This is a genomic window from Pseudomonas sp. GW823-FHT03E05 (assembly GCF_058796855.1).
This window is the reverse complement of the sequence record NZ_JBXAJB010000009.1, coordinates 84,992-105,784: the sequence shown is the minus strand read 5'-3', so window position 1 is coordinate 105,784 and position 20,793 is coordinate 84,992. Positions and strand designations below refer to the sequence as shown.

17 protein-coding genes are annotated in these 20,793 nt (G+C 66.8%); 12 read left to right on the top strand and 5 right to left on the bottom strand.

Annotation, left to right across the window (positions count from 1 at the left end):
• Positions 1-147: 147 nt before the first annotated feature.
• From pedH to AC1RCO_RS28710, 6 genes are all read left to right on the top strand, one after another.
• Positions 148-1,923 carry a PQQ-dependent alcohol dehydrogenase PedH gene (gene pedH / locus AC1RCO_RS28735; protein ID WP_011060519.1) on the top strand — a complete coding sequence of 592 codons (1,776 nt, stop codon included), beginning with the start codon at positions 148-150 and terminating at the stop codon, positions 1,921-1,923.
• Positions 1,924-2,344: 421 nt separating this feature from the next.
• Positions 2,345-3,865, top strand: coding sequence for an acetaldehyde dehydrogenase ExaC (gene exaC / locus AC1RCO_RS28730; RefSeq protein WP_492618285.1), 1,521 nt, complete (start codon positions 2,345-2,347; stop codon positions 3,863-3,865).
• A 274-nt stretch (positions 3,866-4,139) separates the two neighbouring features.
• Positions 4,140-4,211: a pyrroloquinoline quinone precursor peptide PqqA gene (gene pqqA / locus AC1RCO_RS28725; protein WP_011060521.1), complete on the top strand. Its 72-nt coding sequence runs from the start codon at positions 4,140-4,142 to the stop codon at positions 4,209-4,211.
• A 61-nt stretch (positions 4,212-4,272) separates the two neighbouring features.
• Positions 4,273-5,187, top strand: coding sequence for a pyrroloquinoline quinone biosynthesis protein PqqB (pqqB, locus tag AC1RCO_RS28720; RefSeq protein ID WP_492618284.1), 915 nt, complete (start codon positions 4,273-4,275; stop codon positions 5,185-5,187).
• A 262-nt stretch (positions 5,188-5,449) separates the two neighbouring features.
• On the top strand, positions 5,450-6,613 hold the full coding sequence (ercA, locus tag AC1RCO_RS28715) for an alcohol dehydrogenase-like regulatory protein ErcA (protein ID WP_011060523.1): 1,164 nt from the start codon (positions 5,450-5,452) through the stop codon (positions 6,611-6,613).
• Positions 6,597-8,324, top strand: coding sequence for a PAS domain-containing hybrid sensor histidine kinase/response regulator (locus AC1RCO_RS28710; RefSeq protein WP_065363545.1), 1,728 nt, complete (start codon positions 6,597-6,599; stop codon positions 8,322-8,324). Before ercA ends, AC1RCO_RS28710 begins: the two co-directional genes overlap by 17 nt.
• Before the next feature lie 44 nt (positions 8,325-8,368).
• Here the strand turns inward: AC1RCO_RS28710 and AC1RCO_RS28705 are convergent, their stop codons facing one another.
• A complete protein-coding gene (locus AC1RCO_RS28705) occupies positions 8,369-8,917 on the bottom strand; it encodes a YniB family protein (RefSeq protein ID WP_015635024.1) in 549 nt (182 codons plus the stop codon).
• A 164-nt stretch (positions 8,918-9,081) separates the two neighbouring features.
• Here AC1RCO_RS28705 and AC1RCO_RS28700 point away from each other — a divergent pair, with 164 nt between their 5' ends.
• The 4 genes from AC1RCO_RS28700 to AC1RCO_RS28685 all read left to right on the top strand — a co-directional run bounded on the left by AC1RCO_RS28700 (position 9,082) and on the right by AC1RCO_RS28685 (position 14,004).
• Positions 9,082-9,750 carry an ABC transporter ATP-binding protein gene (locus tag AC1RCO_RS28700; RefSeq protein WP_103291573.1) on the top strand — a complete coding sequence of 223 codons (669 nt, stop codon included), beginning with the start codon at positions 9,082-9,084 and terminating at the stop codon, positions 9,748-9,750.
• A 1-nt stretch (position 9,751) separates the two neighbouring features.
• Positions 9,752-12,232: an ABC transporter permease gene (locus AC1RCO_RS28695; RefSeq protein WP_404673268.1), complete on the top strand. Its 2,481-nt coding sequence runs from the start codon at positions 9,752-9,754 to the stop codon at positions 12,230-12,232.
• Entirely contained in the window at positions 12,222-13,307 is a 1,086-nt protein-coding gene (locus AC1RCO_RS28690; RefSeq protein WP_011060528.1) for a lipocalin-like domain-containing protein, read from the top strand. Before AC1RCO_RS28695 ends, AC1RCO_RS28690 begins: the two co-directional genes overlap by 11 nt.
• A 109-nt stretch (positions 13,308-13,416) precedes the next feature.
• The gene (locus AC1RCO_RS28685; RefSeq protein ID WP_026020035.1) at positions 13,417-14,004 is read left to right on the top strand and encodes a hypothetical protein; all 588 of its coding nucleotides are present in this window, start codon (positions 13,417-13,419) and stop codon (positions 14,002-14,004) included.
• 269 nt (positions 14,005-14,273) lie between these two features.
• On the opposite strand, the gene AC1RCO_RS28680 is transcribed toward AC1RCO_RS28685, so the two are convergent.
• Complete coding sequence (locus AC1RCO_RS28680) at positions 14,274-14,660, bottom strand: hypothetical protein (protein ID WP_065363547.1); 387 nt, start codon at positions 14,658-14,660, stop codon at positions 14,274-14,276.
• A gap of 184 nt (positions 14,661-14,844) precedes the next feature.
• On the opposite strand from AC1RCO_RS28680, the gene AC1RCO_RS28675 reads away from it, so the two are divergent.
• Positions 14,845-15,210 carry a hypothetical protein gene (locus AC1RCO_RS28675; protein WP_072444700.1) on the top strand — a complete coding sequence of 122 codons (366 nt, stop codon included), beginning with the start codon at positions 14,845-14,847 and terminating at the stop codon, positions 15,208-15,210.
• 12 nt (positions 15,211-15,222) lie between these two features.
• Here AC1RCO_RS28675 and AC1RCO_RS28670 read toward each other — a convergent pair whose 3' ends face one another.
• The 3 genes from AC1RCO_RS28670 to AC1RCO_RS28660 form a co-directional block, all read right to left on the bottom strand.
• Positions 15,223-16,644 carry an FAD-binding oxidoreductase gene (locus tag AC1RCO_RS28670; RefSeq protein ID WP_011060532.1) on the bottom strand — a complete coding sequence of 474 codons (1,422 nt, stop codon included), beginning with the start codon at positions 16,642-16,644 and terminating at the stop codon, positions 15,223-15,225.
• A 140-nt stretch (positions 16,645-16,784) separates the two neighbouring features.
• Positions 16,785-18,179 carry a 2-oxoadipate dioxygenase/decarboxylase HglS gene (gene hglS / locus AC1RCO_RS28665; protein ID WP_492618283.1) on the bottom strand — a complete coding sequence of 465 codons (1,395 nt, stop codon included), beginning with the start codon at positions 18,177-18,179 and terminating at the stop codon, positions 16,785-16,787.
• 135 nt (positions 18,180-18,314) lie between these two features.
• Positions 18,315-19,241, bottom strand: coding sequence for an alpha/beta fold hydrolase (locus AC1RCO_RS28660; protein WP_011060534.1), 927 nt, complete (start codon positions 19,239-19,241; stop codon positions 18,315-18,317).
• 236 nt (positions 19,242-19,477) lie between these two features.
• Here AC1RCO_RS28660 and AC1RCO_RS28655 point away from each other — a divergent pair, with 236 nt between their 5' ends.
• A complete protein-coding gene (locus AC1RCO_RS28655; RefSeq protein WP_050783808.1) occupies positions 19,478-20,560 on the top strand; it encodes a diguanylate cyclase in 1,083 nt (360 codons plus the stop codon).
• The last annotated feature ends 233 nt before the right edge of the window (positions 20,561-20,793 follow it).

The window sequence follows — 20,793 nt, the reverse complement described above, 5'->3', positions numbered from 1 at the left end:
CTTTGTAGGCGTCGGCGGCCGCTCCTGTACCAAGGAACTAGAAAACTCCGCACTGCGGGCAATTGTTGGCAGGCAGGCCGGGACCAAGAATTCCCGGCAGACCGGGAAAATTTCCCGGGAACAACAATAACCGCCGAGGTAGCCGTCATGACCCAACCCCCACGTCGTCCCTTTTTCGCCGTGAGCCTGGTGCTCAGCGCCATGCTGCTGTCCAGCGCGGCCCTGGCCGCCGTCACCGATGAAGAGATCCTCCAGGACCCGAAGAACCCGCAGCAGATCGTCACCAACGGCCTGGGCGTCCAGGGCCAGCGCTACAGCCCGCTGGATATCCTCAACGTCGATAACGTCAAGGAGCTGCGGCCGGTCTGGGCCTTCTCCTTCGGCGGCGAGAAGCAGCGCGGCCAGCAGGCCCAGCCGCTGATCAAGGACGGGGTGATGTACATGACCGGTTCCTACTCGCGGGTGTTCGCGGTGGACGCGCGCACCGGCAAGAAGCTCTGGCAGTACGACGCGCGCCTGCCGGACGACATCCGCCCGTGCTGCGACGTGATCAACCGCGGCGTGGCGCTGTACGGCGACCTGGTGTTCTTCGGCACCCTGGACGCCAAGCTGGTGGCCCTGAACAAGGACACCGGCAAGGTGGTGTGGAGCAAGAAGGTCGCCGATCACAAAGAGGGTTACTCCATCAGCGCGGCGCCGATGATGGTCAACGGCAAGCTGATCACCGGGGTCGCCGGCGGCGAGTTCGGCGTGGTCGGCAAGATCCAGGCCTACGATCCGAAAAACGGCGAGCTGCTGTGGATGCGCCCCACCGTGGAAGGCCACATGGGCTACGTGTACAAGGACGGCAAGGCCATCGAGAACGGCATTTCCGGTGGCGAGGCGGGCAAGACCTGGCCGGGTGACCTGTGGAAGACCGGTGGCGCGGCGCCGTGGCTTGGCGGCTACTACGACCCGGAAACCAACCTGCTGCTGTTCGGCACCGGCAACCCGGCGCCGTGGAACTCCCACCTGCGCCCTGGCGACAACCTGTATTCCTCGTCGCGCCTGGCCCTGAACCCGGACGACGGCACCATCAAGTGGCACTTCCAGAGCACCCCCCACGACGGCTGGGACTTCGACGGCGTCAACGAGCTGATCTCCTTCAACTACAAGGAAGGCGGCAAGGAGATCAAGGCCGCCGCCACTGCCGACCGCAACGGCTTCTTCTACGTGCTCGATCGCACCAACGGCAAGTTCATCCGCGGCTTCCCCTTTGTCGACAAGATCACCTGGGCCACTGGCCTGGATAAGAACGGCCGGCCGATCTACAACGAGGCCAGCCGCCCTGGCGCCCCGGGTAGCGAAGCCAAGGGCAGCTCGGTGTTCGTCGCCCCGGCCTTCCTCGGCGCCAAGAACTGGATGCCCATGGCCTACAACCGCGACACCGGGCTGTTCTATGTGCCGTCCAACGAATGGGGCATGGACATCTGGAACGAAGGCATCGCCTACAAGAAGGGCGCGGCGTTCCTCGGCGCGGGCTTCACCATCAAGCCGCTGAACGAGGATTACATCGGCGTGCTGCGGGCCATCGACCCGATCAGCGGCAAGGAAGTCTGGCGCCACAAGAACTTCGCGCCGCTGTGGGGCGGGGTGCTGACCACCAAGGGCAACCTGGTGTTCACCGGCACGCCTGAGGGCTTCCTCCAGGCGTTCAACGCCAAGACCGGCGAGAAGGTCTGGGAATTCCAGACCGGCTCCGGGGTCCTGGGCTCGCCCGTGACCTGGGAAATGGACGGCGAGCAGTACGTCTCGGTGCTCTCCGGCTGGGGCGGCGCGGTGCCGCTGTGGGGCGGCGAAGTGGCCAAGCGGGTCAAGGACTTCAACCAGGGCGGCATGCTCTGGACCTTCAAGCTGCCCAAGGACCTGGTGAGCAAACGCTGATCGTAGGCGCCAGCTTGCCGGCGAAGGCGCCCGCACGACCGCTTTCGCCGGCAAGCCGGCTCCTACAAAGCCCTCGCAATATCCCTGCCGACCGTAGGAGCCAGCTTGCTGGCGAAGAGGCCCGCGAGAGCGCCTTCGCCGGCAAGCCGGCTCCTACAACGCCACCGCAATGTCCCTGCCTACCGTAGGCGCCAGCTTGCTGGCGAAGAGGCCCGCAAGACCGCCTTCGCCGGCAAGCCGGCTCCTACAAGGCCGATCTGCCGCTTCATTCCCGCCTCGGTGCGGGGTGGGCGGGGGCAATCAACCTACGACCAAATGACGAGAGCCCCCCCTGCCAACGATGCATTCGTCCGGCAGGCGGGGCTCTCTACCATCGAGCCATCGCCTGTCGTGGACAGGCATCGACCAGCAGAGGCCCAGCATGATCTACGCACAACCCGGAACCCCAGGCGCCGTCGTGTCCTTCAAGCCACGCTACGGCAATTTCATCGGTGGCCAGTTCGTGCCGCCGGTGGACGGCCAGTACTTCAGCAACACCTCGCCGGTCAACGGTGAGGTGATCGCCGAATTCCCGCGCTCCACTGCCGCGGACATCGACAAGGCGCTGGACGCCGCCCATGCCGCCGCCGATGCCTGGGGCAAGACCAGCGCCCAGGACCGTTCGCTGGTGCTGCTGAAGATCGCCGACCGCATCGAGCAGAACCTGGAGATCCTCGCGGTCAGCGAAACCTGGGACAACGGCAAGGCCGTGCGCGAAACCCTCAACGCCGACGTGCCCCTGGCCGCCGATCATTTCCGCTACTTCGCCGGTTGCATTCGTGCCCAGGAAGGCGGCGCCGCAGAGATCAACGAACTGACCACCGCCTACCATTTCCATGAACCGCTGGGCGTGGTGGGGCAGATCATCCCGTGGAACTTCCCGCTGCTGATGGCCGCCTGGAAGCTGGCCCCGGCCCTGGCCGCCGGCAACTGCGTGGTGCTCAAGCCCGCCGAGCAGACCCCGCTGTCGATCATGGTCTTCGCCGAGCTGATCGCCGACCTGCTGCCGGCCGGGGTGCTGAACATCGTCCAGGGCTTTGGCCGCGAAGCCGGCGAGGCCCTGGCCACCAGCAAGCGCATCGCCAAGATCGCCTTCACCGGTTCCACGCCGGTGGGCTCGCACATCATGAAATGCGCCGCCGAGAACATCATTCCGTCCACCGTGGAGCTGGGCGGCAAGTCGCCGAACATCTTCTTCGAAGACATCATGCAGGCCGAACCGAAATTCATCGAAAAGGCCGCCGAAGGCCTGGTGCTGGCGTTCTTCAACCAGGGGGAAGTCTGCACCTGCCCATCCCGGGCCCTGGTCCAGGAATCGATCTACGAGCCGTTCATGGCCGAGGTGATGAAGAAGATCGTCAAGATCAAGCGCGGCAACCCGCTGGACACCAAGACCATGGTCGGCGCCCAGGCGTCGCAGCAGCAGTACGAGAAGATCCTCTCCTACCTGCAGATCGCCCAGGAGGAGGGCGCCGAGCTGCTCACCGGTGGCGCCGCCGAGCTGTTGGAAGGTGACCTGGCCAGCGGCTATTACATCCAGCCGACCCTGCTCAAGGGCCACAACAAGATGCGCGTGTTCCAGGAAGAGATCTTCGGCCCGGTGGTGGGCGTGACCACCTTCAAGGACGAAGCCGAGGCCCTGGCGATCGCCAACGACAGCGAGTTCGGCCTGGGCGCCGGGCTGTGGACCCGCGACATCAACCGCGCCTACCGCATGGGCCGGGCGATCAAGGCCGGCCGCGTGTGGACCAACTGCTACCACCTGTACCCGGCGCACGCCGCGTTCGGTGGCTACAAGAAATCCGGTGTGGGCCGCGAGACCCACAAGATGATGCTCGACCACTACCAGCAGACCAAGAACCTGCTGGTGAGCTACGACATCAACCCCCTGGGCTTCTTCTAAGGGCAACAACAGGCGCGGTGGTTGGGTGCCGCCGCGCTTGTGCGGGACGGACACGGGGAGGGCTCATGGGTGGGCACCTCCCCGTGTGCGTTGTGGGCGCAGCACCGCCAACCCTGTAGGAGCCAGCTTGCTGGCGAAGAGGCCCGCAAGACCACCGTCAATCCCCCCTACCAACGCACCCGCCGGTTCGTCCCAAAGTAGCATTCGGCCCCCGTGCTCCCCGTGCATTAATGCCTTTACCGGAATCCCCCGGCACAACAAGAGGCTTGACCCCATGTGGCATAAACCCGCGTACACCGACCTGCGTATCGGCTTTGAAGTGACCATGTACTTCGCCAACCGCTGAGCCGTCCCGCTCCGGCCGGTACTGGTGTCGGCCGGAGCCTTTTGCCCTTCAGGAGCACCTCATGCATATCCGCATTCTCGGGTCCGCGGCGGGCGGCGGTTTTCCCCAGTGGAACTGCAACTGCCGCAACTGCGCCGGCGTGCGCAACGGCAGCCTGCGCGCCCGGCGCCGCACCCAGTCGTCCATCGCCCTGAGCGACCATGGCAGCGAGTGGATCCTGTGCAACGCCTCCCCGGACATTCGCCAGCAGCTGGAGTCCTTTCCGGTGCTGCAACCGGCCCGACAGCTTCGGGACACCGCCCTGGCCGGGGTGATCCTGCTGGACAGCCAGATCGACCATTGCACCGGCCTGCTCAGCCTGCGCGAAGGCTGCCCGCATCAGGTCTGGTGCACCGAGATGGTCCACCAGGACCTGTGCAGCGGCTTCCCCCTGTTCAACATGCTCAGCCACTGGAACGGCGGCTTGCAGTGGCAGCCCATCCACCTCGATGGCCGGGAATTCAGCCTGCCGGCCTGCCCGGACATCGCGCTGCGGGCGATTGCCCTGCGCAGCAGCGCGCCGCCGTATTCGCCCCATCGCGGCAACCCGCACCCGGGGGACAATATCGGCCTGTTCATCGAGGACCGGCGCAGCGGCGCCAGCCTGTTCTATGCCCCGGGTCTGGGGCAGGTGGATGAGGCCCTGCTGGCGTGGATGGACCGCGCCGATTGCCTGCTGGTGGACGGCACCTTGTGGCGCGACGATGAAATGCGCGTCTGTGGCGTCGGCGACAAGCTGGGCAGCGAGATGGGCCATCTGGCGCAAAGCGGCCCCGGCGGCATGCTTGAGGTGCTGGAGCGCTTTCCCCGGGCGCGCAAGGTGCTGATCCACATCAACAACACCAACCCGATCCTCGACGAGGACTCCGCCGAGCGCGCCGAACTGACCCGCCGCGGCATCGAAGTGGCGCATGACGGCATGGACATCCATCTCTGACGCCACCCGGTCCCTGTAGCCGCTGCCGAGCCCGCGAGGCTGCGCAAAGGCCCGCAGGGCCTTGCCTGACCATCTCCCGCCAAACCCGCAGCGACCTCAAGAGCGCCGCGGCCCTTCGTGCCGTTCGCAGCCTGCGGCAGCGGCTACATGGCCTGTAGCCGCTGCCGAGGCTGCGAAGTCCGCCGATGGTCGGATTGCTTTCAGCAACGGATGCTTTAGGCTGGCGTTCTTCTCCAGAACAATAAGAAAACAGGCTTCCCCCATGGGCCAGAATCTCAGTCTGCTGCGCAAGTTCGTCTCTCCGGAAATCATCTTTGGCGCCGGTTGCCGGCACAACGTCGGCAACTATGCGAAGACCTTCGGTGCGCGCAAGGTGCTGGTGGTCACCGACCCCGGGGTGATCGCCGCCGGCTGGGTCGCCGATGTCGAGGCCAGCCTGCTGGCCCAGGGCGTCGAGTACTGCCTGTACAGCGCGGTGTCGCCCAACCCGCGGGTGGAGGAGGTGATGCACGGCGCGCAGATCTACCGGGAAAACGCCTGCGATGTGATCGTCGCGGTCGGTGGCGGCAGCCCCATGGATTGCGGCAAGGGCATCGGCATCGTCGCCGCCCACGGGCGCAGCATCCTCGAGTTCGAGGGGGTGGACACCATCCGCATGCCCAGCCCCCCGCTGATCATGATCCCGACCACCGCCGGCACCTCGGCGGATGTCTCGCAGTTCGTGATCATCTCCAACCAGCAGGAGCGGATGAAGTTCTCCATCGTCAGCAAGGCGGTGGTCCCTGATGTGTCGCTGATCGACCCGGAAACCACCCAGGGCATGGACCCGTTCCTGTCCGCCTGCACCGGCATCGACGCCCTGGTGCATGCCATCGAGGCTTTCGTTTCCACCGGCCACGGGCCGCTGACCGATCCCCACGCCCTGGAAGCCATGCGCCTGATCAACGGCAACCTGGTGCAGATGATCGCCAACCCCTCGGACATCGCCCTGCGCGAGAAGATCATGCTCGGCAGCATGCAGGCCGGGCTGGCGTTCTCCAACGCGATCCTCGGCGCGGTGCATGCCATGTCCCACAGCCTGGGGGGCTTTCTCGACCTGCCTCACGGGCTGTGCAACGCGGTGCTGGTGGAGCATGTGGTGGCCTTCAACTACAGCGCGGCGCCGGAGCGATTCAAGGTGATTGCCGAGACTTTCGGCATCGACTGCCGCGGGCTCAACCAGCGGCAGATCTGCGGGCGCCTGGTGGAGCACCTGATCGCCCTCAAGCGCGCCATCGGCTTCCACGAGACCCTGGGCCTGCATGGGGTCAGCAGCAGCGATATTCCGTTCCTCTCGCAGCACGCAATGGGCGACCCATGCATCCTCACCAACCCTCGTGAATCCAGCCAGCGTGATGTCGAGGTGGTCTATGGCGAGGCCCTCTGACGAACAGCAACGAGCCCTGGCCGGGCTCCTGGGGCTGGGCAACCACTCGGCGCGCAAGAGCCATTACCCGGAACTGGCGGCGCGCCTGGAAGACCTGGAAACCGAGCGCAACCGCTACAAGTGGCTGTTCGAGAACGCGGTGCACGGCATCTTCCAGGCCAGCCTGCAGGCCGGCATGCGTGCCGCCAACCCGGCCCTGGCGCGCATGCTGGGGTATCAGGACCCCCAGGAAGTGCTGTTTTCCCTGGCCGACCTGGCGGGCAACCTGTTCGTGGGCGGCGCCGCGGAACTGGCGGCCATCGGCGAGCAGTTGCAGAACCAGCGCAGCCTGCTGGGTTACGAAACCCAGCTGCGGCGCAAGGACGGCAGCAGCATCGATGTGCTGATGAACCTGTTGCTCAAGCCCGACCAGGACGGGCTGGTGGAAGGGTTCGTCGCCGACATCACCGAGCGCAAGCTGGCCCAGCAGCACCTGGAACAGCTCAACGACCAGCTGGAGCAGCGGGTGGCGGCGCGCACCGATGAGTTGCTGGACGCCAACCGCAACCTGCAGCAGCAGATCGCCCGGCGCGAGCGCATCGAGCGCGACCTGCGCGAGGCCCGGGACGCCGCCGAGGCGGCCAACCGCAGCAAGGACAAGTACCTGGCCGCCGCCAGCCACGACCTGCTGCAACCTCTGAATGCCGCACGCCTGCTGATTTCCACCCTGCGCGAGCGCAGCCTGCCGGCCCCGGAGCAACTGCTGGTGGAACGCACCCACCAGGCCCTGGAGGGCGCCGAGGACCTGCTCACCGACCTGCTGGATATTTCCAGGCTCGATCAGGCGGCGGTGAAGCCGGACCTGGCCACCTACCGCCTGGATGAAATGCTCGCGCCCCTGGTCTCCGAGTTCCAGTCGGTGGCCGAGGCGGCGGGGCTGGGGCTGCGGGTGCGCTTCGGTGACTTTGCCCTGTTCACCGACTTGCGGCTGATGACGCGGATCCTGCGCAACTTCCTCAGCAATGCCTGCCGCTACACCGAGCGCGGCAGCATCCTGCTGGCGGCGCGGCGCCGGGGCGACCAGTTGCGGCTGGAGGTGTGGGACACCGGGCGCGGCATTGCCGCCGACCGCCTGGAGTCGATTTTCCTTGAATTCAACCAGCTGGATGTGGGCCGCGCCGCCGACCGCAAAGGGGTGGGCCTGGGGCTGGCGATTGTCGAGCGCATCGCCAAGATCCTCGGCTATCGGGTGCAGGTAGCGTCGCGGCCGGGGCACGGTTCGCGGTTCAGCATCGAGGTGCCACTGGCGGCCCGGGTGCCCTTGCCCTTGAGCCAGCAGGCGCCGCAGCCGGGCACCGGCAACCCGCTGCCGGGGCGGCGCCTGCTGGTGCTGGACAACGAGTTGAGCATTCTTGAAAGCATGGCCGCGCTGCTCGGCCAGTGGGGCTGCGAGGTGCTGACCGCCACCGATCAGGCCGCGGCCCTGGAGGTGCTGCAGGGCCGGGCGCCGGAGTTGATCCTGGCGGACTTTCACCTGGATCACGGGGTCACCGGCTGCCAGGTGGTCAGGCGCTTGCGCGAGCATTTCCAACAACCGCTGCCGGCGGTGATCATCACCGCCGACCGCAGCGACCAGTGCCGCCGCGCCTTGCAGCAACTGGGCGCGCCGCTGCTCAACAAACCGGTGAAGCCGGGCAAGTTGCGGGCCGTGCTCAGCCAGTTGCTGGGCTAGTGGTGGCAAGGGGGGGCGGCCAAATCGATGCGCCGGCGCGGGGCTCAGATGATGCCCAGCATCCACAGCAGGCCCAGGTAGACCGCTGCACCGCCCAGGGGCCAGACCACCAGCAGGCGGGTCTGGCTGAAGAACGACGGCGCTTTGCCCACCAGGGTCGAGTCCTCCAGCTGTTGCAGGGTCTTGGCGGGGACGCCTTCCTCCACCGGGGCCTGGAGCTGGGCCTCGATCAGCGGCTCGACTTCTTCGACCTTGCGTATCATCCCCCGGCCCGTGGCGAACAGCGCCGCGCCGACGAAGATCAGCAGGTAGATCACCAGGAATTTCCAGTGGGAGGAGTAACTCAGGTCGAGGAAGCTGGGTGTCGGGCTGTTGTCCCAGAACCAGTTCAAAGGCTGGGTGTTGGCATTGACCTGGTACACGAAGTACTTGATCGGGCGATTGATGGTCGAGGCCATGGTGGTGTAGCTGTCCAGGCGCCAGTAGAGCATTTTCAGGGTCGAGAAAAAGGTCGAGATCAAGGCACCGGTAAACAACAGTGCGCCTGCGGCGATGTACAGCCGGTACTGCAATTGGGCCCTGGTGTAGGTCATGGGTGCTTCCTGCAATGAACAAAAGGGCCGCAATACTATATTCCGTGGCCGCTGGGCGATAGGGGCGCGCCCTGGCTCATCGGTTGCCGCGTTGCAGGTTTGCGCTGGTGCCATGGGCGACACGGGTTATCCTTGAGCCCCCTTCAGGTCGGACGAGTCAGCCCATGCTGGAAGTACAAGGAGTGTTCAAGAGCTATGCCACCCCCCAGGGGCCGCTGGCGGTGCTGCAGGGTGTCGATTTGCACCTGGGGCAGGGCAGCAGCCTGGCGCTGATGGGCGAATCCGGCAGCGGCAAGAGCACCTTGCTGCACCTGGTGGCCGGGCTGGACCAGGTGGATGCCGGCAGCATTCGCATCGGCGCCCAGCGCCTGGAGCGCATGAGCGAAAGCCAGTTGGCCAACTGGCGCCGCACCGAAGTCGGCCTGGTGTTCCAGCAGTTCAACCTGATCGGCAGCTTGCGGGTCGAGGACAACCTGGGCTTCCAGGCGCGCCTGGCCGGGCGCTTCGATCCGCGCTGGCAGGCGCAGTTGGTGGAGCGCCTGGGCCTGGGGGACTTGCTGCGCCGCTACCCCGAACAGTTGTCCGGCGGCCAGCAGCAGCGGGTCGCTTTGGGCCGGGCCCTGGCGTCGAGGCCGGGGCTGTTGCTGGCCGATGAACCCACCGGCAGCCTCGATGAAACCACCAGTGACCAGGTGCTGGATTTGCTGCTGGAATTGCTGGCCGACAGCCCCACCAGTTTGCTGATGGTGACCCACAGCCAGCGCGTGGCCAGCCGTTTGCAACACACCGTGGTCCTGCAGCGTGGCCGCCTGGCCGCAGCGGGCGGGGCCTGAGATGCGGGTGCTGCGTGGCACCTTGCAGGCGCTGTTGAGCCACTGGCGCCAGCACCCGGTGCAGTTCTTCAGTGTGCTCACCGGTTTGTGGCTGGCCACCAGCCTGCTGACCGGGGTCCTGGCCCTCAACAGCCAGGCCCGGGACAGCTATGCCCGGGCCAGCCAGTTGATTGGCGGTGAACCCCAGGCCAGCCTGGGCACGGCCACTGGCGCAAGCTTTGCCCAGCAATGGTTCGTCGACCTGCGCCGGGCCGGCTGGCCGGTGTCGCCGGTGCTGCAAGGGCGGGTGCAGTTGCAGGGCTTCGAGGCGCTGCGCCTGCAACTGATGGGCATCGAGCCTTTGTCCTTGCCCGCCGGTTCCGCAGTGGCCGGCAAGCCACTGGCGATGCAGCAGGTGGTGGAATTCTTCAGCCCGCCGGGGCGTACCTGGGTTGCCCCAGAGACCCTGGCCAGCCTCGGCTATCGCGAGGGCCAGCAGCCCCGGGCCAGCAATGGCCGGCTGCTGCCGCCGTTGCAGGTGCAGGCGGACATGGCCCCGGGGCTGCTGCTGATGGACATCGGCTTTGCCCAGCAGGTACTCGACCAGCCGGGGCAACTGAGCCGCCTGCTGCTGCCCCGGGACTTTGCCGCCCGCGCGCCGCCCTTGCCGGCCGAGCTGGCGGGGCAACTGGTGCTGCATTCGGGCGAATCGGAAAACACCCTGGCGCGCCTGACCGAGAGCTTTCACCTGAACCTGGATGCCTTGGGTTTCCTGTCCTTCGTGGTCGGGCTGTTCATCGTGCATGCCGCCATCGGCCTGGCCCTGGAGCAGCGTCGTGGCCTGCTGCGGACCTTGCGCGCCTGCGGGGTCAGTGCGCGGCTGCTGATCTTCAGCCTGATTCTGGAACTGGGGGCCCTGGCGCTGCTGGGTGGAGTGGCGGGAGTCATCAGCGGCTACCTGCTGGCCGGGCTGCTGCTGCCGGACGTGGCCGCCAGCCTGCGCGGCTTGTACGGCGCCGAGGTGGCGGGGCAGTTGAGCCTCAGCCCCGGGTGGTGGTTCAGCGGTATCGGCCTGAGCCTGTTGGGGGCCTTGCTGGCCGGCGCCGCCAGCCTGCTGCGGGCGGCGCGCCTGCCGCTGCTGGCCCTGGCCAACCCCCAGGCCTGGCATCAGGCTCATGTCCGCTGGCTGCGCCGCCAGGGTGCGGTGGCCGTAGTGGCGCTGCTGCTGGCCCTGGCGGCGTGGCAGTGGGGCGACAGCCTGGCCAGCGGCTTTGTGCTGATGGCGGCCTTGCTGCTGGCGGCGGCCCTGGGCCTGCCGGTGATGCTCGATGCCTTGCTCGGGACCTTGCTGGGGCACCGGCGTGGGGTGCTGGGGCAGTGGTTTCTTGCCGATTGCCGCCAGCAACTGCCGGCCCTGAGCCTGGCCCTGATGGCGCTGCTGCTGGCGCTGGCGGCGAATATCGGCGCCGGCAGCATGACGGCAGGGTTTCGCGAAACCTTCAACGACTGGCTGGAGCAACGCCTGAGCGCCGAGTTGTATGTCAATCCGCAGAGCCCGGAGCAGGCCCGGCAGTTGCTGGACTGGTTGCCGCAACAGGCCCAGGTGGCCGCTGTGCTGCCCAGCTGGCAGGTGGCGTTGCAGGTGCAGGGTTGGCCGGCGGACCTGTATGGGGTGATCGACCATCCCAGCTACCGCCAGCACTGGCCGCTCCTGGAAAGCGACGGCGCCGAGCCCTGGGCACAACTGGCGAGCCAGGACACCCTGATGCTCAGTGAACAGCTGGCCCGACGCCTGAAGGTGCGCCCCGGCGACCGCCTGAGCCTGCCGGTGCCCGTCGGGCAGTGGGCGCCCCGGGTGGTGGGGATCTACGCCGACTATGGCAACCCCAAGGGCCACCTGCTGGTGAATGCCGGGCACTTGCTGGCGCATTGGCCAGCGCTGACGCCGAGCCGCTTCAACCTGCGCCTGGCGCCGGGAGCGATGCCCGGGCTGGTCGGCGCCTTGCAACAGCGGTTCGCCCTGGACGACAGCCGGATCATCGATCAGGCCCGGCTCAAGGGCTGGTCGCAGCAGGTCTTCGAACGCACCTTCGCCGCCACCGCCGCCCTCAACAGCCTGACCCTGGGGGTGTCCGGGGTGGCGCTGTTCATCAGCCTGCTGACCCAGAGCCAGAGCCGGCTGGGCCAGCTGGCGCCGCTCTGGGCCCTGGGGGTGGGGCGGCGTCAACTGATGCTGCTGAACCTCGGGCAGACCTGGCTGCTGGCCTTGCTCACCCTGGTCCTGGCGCTGCCGCTGGGCATCCTCCTGGCCTGGTGCCTGGACAGCGTGATCAATGTCCAGGCCTTTGGTTGGCGCCTGCCGTTGCGGGTGTTCCCCGGGCAGCTTCTGCAACTTTTGGGCCTTGCCATGCTGGCGACTCTGTTGGCATCGGCCTGGCCGCTGCTGCGTTTGTACCGCGCGCAACCGGCGGACCTGCTGAGGACTTTTGCCCATGAAGACTGATGTGTTGGGCCGGGCCCTGGCGGGGTTGCTGCTGGCGCTGCTGGCCGGTTGTGAACAGCCCGCCGAGCCGCCCCAGGGTTTCGCCGGCCTGGGCAGCGAGGCCGCGGCCTTCACCCCGGTGCTGCCGGGGCGCAGTTTCAGCTTTCCTGCCGACCACGGTGCCCATGACGGGTTTCGCATCGAGTGGTGGTACCTCACGGCAGACCTGAGCGACGCCCAGGGCCGCCACTTCGGCGTGCAGTGGACGCTGTTTCGCAGTGCCCTGCGGGCCGCTCCCGAACAACCGGGCTGGGGCGCGCCGCTGGTGTGGCTGGGCCATGCAGCGGCCACTTCGGCCCAGAGCCACCACGCCGCCGAGCGCTATGCCCGGGGTGGCGTCGGCCAGGCCGGGGTGATCGCGCAGCCGTTCCAGGCCTGGATCGACGACTGGCAGTTGAGCACCCTGAACAGCGCCGGCGACCCCCTGGCGCGGATGCAGGTGCAGGCCGCGGGGCCGGGGTTTGCCTATCGCCTGCAGCTTTCCAGCAGCCGGCCGCTGGTGCTGCAGGGCGAGGGCGGCTACAGCCGCAAATCCGACCAGGGGCAGGCCTCCTACTACTACAGCCAGCCGTTCTTCCAGGCCGCGGGGGAGTTGCAGATCGATGGCCAGCGCTATCAGGTCAGCGGCCCGGCCTGGCTCGACCGGGAATGGAGCAGCCAGCCCCTGGGCGCGGACCAGAGCGGCTGGGACTGGTTCTCTCTGCACCTGGACAGCGGCGAGCGGCTGATGCTGTTCCGGGTCCGCGAGCGGGACAAGGCGCCCTATATCACCGGCACCTGGATCAGCACCGATGGCCACACCCAGAGCCTGGGCAAGGAGCAGATCCAGTTGCTGCCGTTGGCCCAGTCCAGGGTCCAGGGCCGCAGCCTGCCCACCACCTGGCAACTGAAGATCCCCGCCAAGGGCCTGGATATCACCACCCGGGCCCTGAACCCCCAGGCCTGGATGAACCTGAGCATTCCCTACTGGGAAGGGCCGCTGCAATTCGCTGGCAGCCACAGTGGCAGCGGCTACCTGGAGATGACCGGTTATTGAGGGCACCGCGACGCTTGCACCCATCCCCCCGGTGAAAGCTGGCAGGGCGTCTATGCTCAAGGGCCTGACTGAAAGTCAGTGTGTTTCTCAACCACAAGGAATGTTCATGATGAAAACCCTCAATACCCTGGCCCGCGCCATCGCCCTGGCCACTGTGCTGGGCACCGCCAGCCTTGCCGCACACGCCGCCGATATCCCGCTGTCCGGGGCCATCGAGGCCGACCAGGTGGTGACCAAGGTCCTGTCGGTGGACGCCGCCAAGCACCAGGTGGTGCTCGAAGGCGCCGGGGGCAAGCCGGTGCATGTGCAATTGAGCGATCAGGCCAAGGACCTGGGCCACCTCAAGGTCGGCGATCAGGTCAAGGTCACGGTCACCCACTCGGTGGTGGCGGTGCTCGACACCGACGTTGAAAAGGGCAAGCCCGATTCCAGCGAAGCCAGCGGCGTGGTCCGCGCTACCGCAGACAACCCCAACCCCGGCGGCGCGGCCTATCGCCAGGTGCAGGTGCAGTTGAAGATCACCGCCATCGACTTGAAGAAAAACCAGCTGACCTTCGAAGGCCCGGCGGGCAACAAGAAAGTGGTGAGCGTGGAGAAACCCGAAGTCCAGCAGCGCCTCAAGGACCTCAAGGTGGGCCAGAGCGTGCTGGTGACCTACACCGACATCCTGCAGGTCAGCACTGCCCACGAAGGCTGAGGGAGCAGGACTGAGCGGGGGAGGCAATGGGCAATCGGGTTAACTGCACTGTGCAGTTTTATTCAGAATCTGCCCACGGACTTTCCCCGCCAGTTGCACTAGAATGCCAACCGTTCGCCCGGTGCAAGGGCTCTTTACCGGTGCAAGGATTGCCAAGGCCAGAGCACTGGGCGAACACCTTTCCCTGTCGCGTCCTGCGACTTTCCCGCTGTACATCACCCTGAATCGACCCTGGCTGGATGCTCCGGCGCGAGCCTGCCGTGCTCCCTCTACAGCGCCACCGGACTCAAGCTGACCTGGCGTGCAAGCAGGCTGACGAAGCCGCCTGGCTGCGCGTGGCCACCCTGCAGCGACAGCAGGACGATGTTCGGACCTATGGCCAGCGCCGCGACAGCCTCGTCTTCCCGGGGCAGCAACTGCCCGGTGACCCGCAGCCCCGCTTGTTCCCGGCTGATGCGTGGCCTGTCCTGGGTCGCGGCCCACAGGTTGTGATCCCAGACAAAATCGTCCTCCAGGCTCAACTCCACCTCATGCACCTGGCCCATTTGTGGCGGCGTGCCCAGCCATTGGCCCCGGCCTTCGCCGAACGCACTGCTGAAATTGACCCACAGGCTATGGTCGGCTTCTACATGGAGGGTGTTGAGGGTGATACGCATGGCCAATCCTTTCCTTGGTACTGCGGGTTCAAGAGGCGTCCGGCCGGCTTTCCGGGGGCGCGGCCGGGCTGGATGGCAAGCGGCCACTGCGCTTGTTATTGCACACTGCGCGGGCCTTCAACAGAATGCGCGATTGCCCGACCGGGACAGGTCGAGGGCGGTGAATGATAGCGGAGATCCTGGATTGATCTGGTTAAAACGTTTGCTCATGTCGGTGGGCGTACTGGCGCTGGTATTGCTGGCGGCGGTCGTGTTCAAGAACGGCTTCTCCACGACGCCGGCCCATGTATTGGCCGAGCACCCTGATGCGCGGTGGCAGGGGGGCCCCGATGGTGGGCATTACATTGAAATCACCCGCTCCGAGCCGCCTTATTTCTTTGTGCAGGTGCGTCATGAAAGTGGCGACTTGTGGGATGAGGGCTGGCTCAAGTACGAGGACGGCGACGCCAGCGCCCTGACCACCGACAAGGTGCTGGCCTTCGACGGTGACGGAGTGATTTACCTGCAGCAACGCAAGGTATTGGCGCCACTGCGCTCCGCGGCCCATTGATGGCCCCCGGCCTTAAGGTTGGGCAGCCCCATCCCCTGTGGCCCCCAGCCCATAGGCATCCCACAACTTGTTGCGGAACTTGTTCTGCGGATCGACCCGGGCCTTCAGCGCCAGGAACTCCCCGGCCCGTGGATAGGCCGCGCGAAACTGCTGGGCCGTGGCGTGGATCTGGTACGGCAGGTAGTAGCTGCCGCCGCGCTCGATGGCGCTGTCCACCAGGGCGCGGGTCCATACGCCGACTTTTTCCCGTTCCTCTGGCGCGGTGCTCTGCTGGTAGTACAGCACCAGGGCGAAGACCTCGGTCTTGGCCCAGGCCAGCAGGGTGCCGGGGTCGGCCTTGGCGTGGCGGATCGACAGGTTGATCACGTTGACCTTGTGCGCCCGCAGGGTCGCGCCCATCTCCTGGACGAAGCTTTCCAACTGGTCGGGGGGCACGAAGTATTCCTGCAGCACGTAGGTGCGCTTGGCCCGGGAGTCGGGTTCCAGTTCACGCACATCGAGGCTGGCTTCGTGGTTGCGCCAGGACACTTGCGGTTTTTTCAGCACCAGGGGGTCGATCACTTCCTGGCGCAGGGTCTTGCCGCCGGGCCACTGGCTCACCACTTTCAGGGCCTTCTGTTCTTTCCAGTAGTTCTGGTCCAGGGGCGTGAGGCGTTCCTTGACCGTGACCGGCAGGTCGGTCTGGCTGTAGGAAACCGCGCGCAGGGTCTGGTACTGGTCGGGGTAGAGCACGGCGTTGTGCAGGATGACCTTGGGGTTGTTCTGGATCCGGGCCTGGAAGTAGGGGCGGTAGTCCCCCAGGGGCATCTCGTCGACGCTGCGCAGCAGGCGCACGTTGTCGCTCAGTTGCAGGGTGGCTTGGACGATCACCCCCAGGCCGCCGTAGCCGCCGATGGCGCCGTAGAACAGGTCGCTGTTGTGCTGCGGGCTGGCGTCCACCACTTGGCCGTCGGCCAGCACCAGCTTGATGGATTTCACCGAGCTCACCAGCGGGCCGTAGCCGATGTAGCGGCCATGGGCGTTGACGCTCAGGGCGCCGCCGACGGTGAAGTTGGCGTAGCTCTGCATGATGCTCACGGACAGATCGTGGGGGTCGATGTAGTCCTGCACGGCGCGCCAGGTGATGCCCGGCTGCACGGTGATTTCCTTGCGTTCCTTGGAGAAGTCGAGCACCCGGTTGAAGCCGCGCATGTCGATCTGCAAGGCCTGTTCGGTGGCGGTCTGGCCGCCCATGCTGTAGCGCCCGCCACCAATGGCGATGGGGCCGGGGTGCCCGGCCACCAGCTGGACGATCTGCTCCAGGCGGGTGGGGCGCACCACCTGGTCTACCACTATGGGGTTGAGCTGGGTGATGTCGTTGACGGTTTCTGCGGCGTGGGTGGTGAGTGCGCCGCCGAGTGCCGCGCATAAAAACAGGCCGATCGCGAATCTCATTCGCCGTGTCCATCCCTGGTGGTGGCGCGCCGCTGATGGGGGCGCAAGTGGCGGCAGAATAACGCCGCGACGGGTCCATGACCATGGGGGCAGCGCACCGGTTGCAAGGCCGGCATCGGCCCGCGGGCCTGCCCTGCGCCTTAGAGCGCCGGCAGGCCCAGGGTGGCGGCGCAGTGCTCCAGGGAGCGCTGCTGGGTCTGGGCGTAGAGCTGCAGTTCGTCGAGGGTGGGGCGGCCCAGGGCGGCTTCGAACGCCTGGCGGTTGGATTGCCCGGCGTAGTGGCTCTGGCTGTCGTCCCCCAGGTTGGACTGGAAGATCCCGGCGGCGCTGACCGGCAGGAAATCTTCATACACCAGGGGTTCGGCGCTCAGGTGCCCGGCCGCCAGCAGCGCTGCCAGGCTGGTGGGCCGCTGGGGCTGGTTGCGCGCGGCCAGCCCGGTTTCGCTGACGAAGTAGCGAAAGTAGGCCAGGCCCTGTTCGCGCATGGCTGGGTGGCTGTCGGGAAATTCCCTGAAGTGCTCTTGCATCAGTTGGTTGTAGCGTTGGGCATTGGCTTCGTTGGGGAAGTCGCCCAGGGCGTCGCGGGCGGCGTTCAGCAGGCGGTCGTAGAGCTCGCGGCCCTTGGGGGTCAGCGCCGCGCCGCGCTGTTCGATCTCGCCGAAACGCGCGCTGTGGCTGCCCTGGCTCTGGGCCTGGTCGGTGAAGGCCACGGATTCCTCCAGGGCCTTGAAGCTGGTCTGGCGCAGCAGGATCGGGCATTCCCGGCGCGGCGGGCCTTCGATCACCGCCTTGGGGGTGATGCCGCGGGCAGGCATCAGCCGTTGCACTTCATCGATGTCCAGGGTACGCGGGGTCAGGTGGTTGATGTGCGGGCCCTTGAAGGCCACCACGTCGGCGATCAGCCGGTGCTGGGCGCTGAGGCTGGCGTACTGGGCGGCGGTCACCGTGGCGTGGTGGTGCCAGCGGAAGGTTTCCAGGGCCTGGCGGATAAAGCGCTCGGCGTCTTCGGCGTCCAGGCCTCCGGCAGCCTCGGCCTGCTGGATCAGTTCCAGCACCTGGGGGGTGAAGATCTGGCGCCGGGCCAGGACCTGTTCGGCAAAGCTGCGCAGCTCCGGGTTGTCGATCAGCTCCAGGCGCAGCAGCGAGGTGAAGACCCGGAACGGGCTGACTTGCAGGGCCGCTTCGTGCACCGCGCGAAAGGCCGTGGAATACACCGGCACCCCGGCGGGGGTCAGGTCGTAGTAGCCCACCGGCTGCATGCCCATCACCGCGAACAGCCGGGCCAGGGTCGCCAGCTCGGCGGCGCTGCCGACGCGGATCGCGCCGTGGCGCTCCAGGTCCAGGCGCTGCAACTCGCCGCTGCTCTGCAGGTGCCGGGCAAGCGCCGGCTGCCGCTCCAGGACCTGGGCGTTGACTTCGGCCACCAGCTCCATCAGGGCGCCGTAGAGCGGCACCTCCTCGCGGTACATGTCCGACATCGCCCGGGAAAATCCCTGGCGGATCAGGTCCGGGCTGACGAAGTGCTGGTTGCTCATGAACAGGCTTCCCGTGGCAGAGGGGCGAGGCGTGAAAGGGCGGGTCGGCCTCGATTCTGCTGGGCCTGCCCGAGGCTGACAAACGAAGTTTCCTCTGAACTTCATTCTGCAAATGAATGCATGAGCGGGCCGCTGTCAGTGCCGCTGGCGTTCCAGGAACTGCTGGTACAGCCGGGCACTGCGCACCGGGCGTTCGACCATGGGCATATGCCCGATGCCCTCCCAGAGTTGCACCTGGGCCTGGGGCAGGCCCTTGGCCCAGACCTGGGCGCTGCTGGGGTGCAGCAGGCGGTCCTCGCGGCCCCAGAGCAGCAGGGTCGGGGCCTGGATCTTCGCCAGCTCGGGCTCCATGGGCGGGCTGGCCTGGAGCTCGGCGAAGATCCGCGCCAGTTGCCCGCGGCGCGCCTGATAGCGTTCGGCGATGGCCGCCAGCACTGCTTCGGGCACCCAGGGCGGGGCGGCCATGGTCAGGCTGTAGAAGTGCTGGAAGTCGGCGCGGGAGCGGACCAGGAAGGGGTTCTTGCCCTGTTCCAGCAGGTGCTGCAGGTCGCTGGTCTCGGGGGCTTCGACGCCGGCCGGGTCGAACAGCGCCAGGCCGCTGATCCGTTGCGGGGCATGGGCGGCCAGCCAGGCGGCGATATAGCCGCCCATGGAGTTGCCGATCACCTGCACCCGCTGGATGCCGCAGGCGTCGAGCAAGCGCAAAAGGCGCTGGGCCTGGGCCGGAACACGGTAGTCCTGGTGGGCGGCATAGGCGGTTTCGCCATGGCCGCCCAGGTCCGGGATCAGCAACCGGTAGTCGCGGTTGAAGTGCCGGGCAAAACGCAGCCAGATGCTCTTGTCCGCGCTCAGGCCGTGCAGCAGCAGGATCACCGGCGCCTGGGCCGGGCCGCCCTGGTAGGTCATCAGGGTCTCTTCGCCGATCTGCACCGGGACTTTCTGCAGCCGGTACAGGCGTGCTTCCAGGGCCACGCTGGCGTCGTACAGCAGGTGGCCGATGCGCGGGTAGGTGCGGTAGCACCAGAGTGCGGCAAGGAGCAGCAGGACCAGGATCACCAGCATCGGCGGCCTCCAGGGGCAGGGTGGAACGGCTCAGGGGCGGCGCGCGCCGTGCTCGCCACTGCGAAGTCGGTTATCGGCCGCCCCTCAGTTATAGCCAAATATTCCCCACCTGCTGGCGCTGGCAGGCCGAAACTGGGCGTTGGCAGTGATGGCGCTTTGAAACGCGACTGATAGACTTTCACCGGTTGCTTGCCACCCGCTCGTTCCACCTTTACCCATTGCTGATCGGAGGCGACTTGCTCCCTGCGCAGGACACCAGAGGGAAGGGACTGTCATTGGCCAGGAGGCTTTATCGGTCACGGACCCTGGGCCTGGCCCTGGGGTTTTTCTGCGTGGCCGCGGGGATGGCGCCCCTGCAACCGGCGCCCTGGGTCTGGGGCTTCATGTTGTTCAATGCATTTGCCTGGCCGCACCTGGCCTACCAATGGGCGCGGCTGGCCCGGGTGCCGTTTCGTGCCGAGTACCGCAACCTGCTGGTGGATTCGCTGCTGGGGGGCTTCTGGGTCGGCGCCATGCACTTCAATCCGCTGCCGCTGGCCACCACCCTGGGGATGATGGCCATGAACAACATGGCCCTGGGCGGGTTACGTTTCTTCCTCGCCGGCAGTGCGGCCCAAGTGCTGGGCATGGGCGTTGCCCTGTGGCTGTTCGGGCCGGCGTTTGTCGCCCAGACCACCCCCGAGCAGGTGTATGCCTGCCTGCCGATGCTGACCCTGTACCCGCTGGCCCTGGGCTACATCTGCTATCAGCAGGCGGTGACCCTGGGCCGGCACAAGCGCGAGCTGCTGGCCCTGAGCCGCACCGACAGCCTGACCGGGCTGCTCAACCATGGCGCCTGGAAGGACCAGTTGGAGATCGAGTTCCAACGCTGCAAGCGCCAGGCCCATGGTGGCGCCATCGCCCTGATCGACATCGACCACTTCAAGGCCATCAATGACACCTACGGCCATGTGGCCGGGGATGTGGTGCTGCGCCAGTTGAGCAAGCTGCTGCGGCAGAACCTGCGGGTCAGCGACCAGGCCGGACGTTATGGCGGCGACGAGTTCTGCGTGATCCTGCCGGACGTGCCCCTGGCTCATGCCGCCGAACTGATGGAGGCCCTGCGCGGTCGTTTTGGGGCCCTGGGCTATGAACAGAGCCCGGCGCTGCAGGTCAGCCTGAGCATCGGCCTGGCGGCCTTCAACCCCCTGCACGACGACGCCATGGGCTGGCTCAACGATGCCGACCAGGCCCTGTATGCGGCCAAGACCTGCGGCCGCAACAACGTCACCTGCCACCCGCCGGAGCAGCCGTCCAGGCGTTTGCTCAACTCCCTGTAGCCGCTGTTCCTTGTGTCCCGCGAAGGCGTCTGTGGGTACGCCTCGGGGTCGGAGGTGTTCCCTTCGCCGGCAAGCCGGCTCCTACGGGGGGCTCGCTGGTGGTTGTAGGAGCGGGCTTGCCCGCGAAGGCGTCTGTGGGTACGCCTCGGGGTCGGAGGTGTTCCCTTCGCCGGCAAGCCGGCTCCTACGGGGGGCTCGCTGGTGGTTGTAGGAGCGGGCTTGCCCGCGAAGGC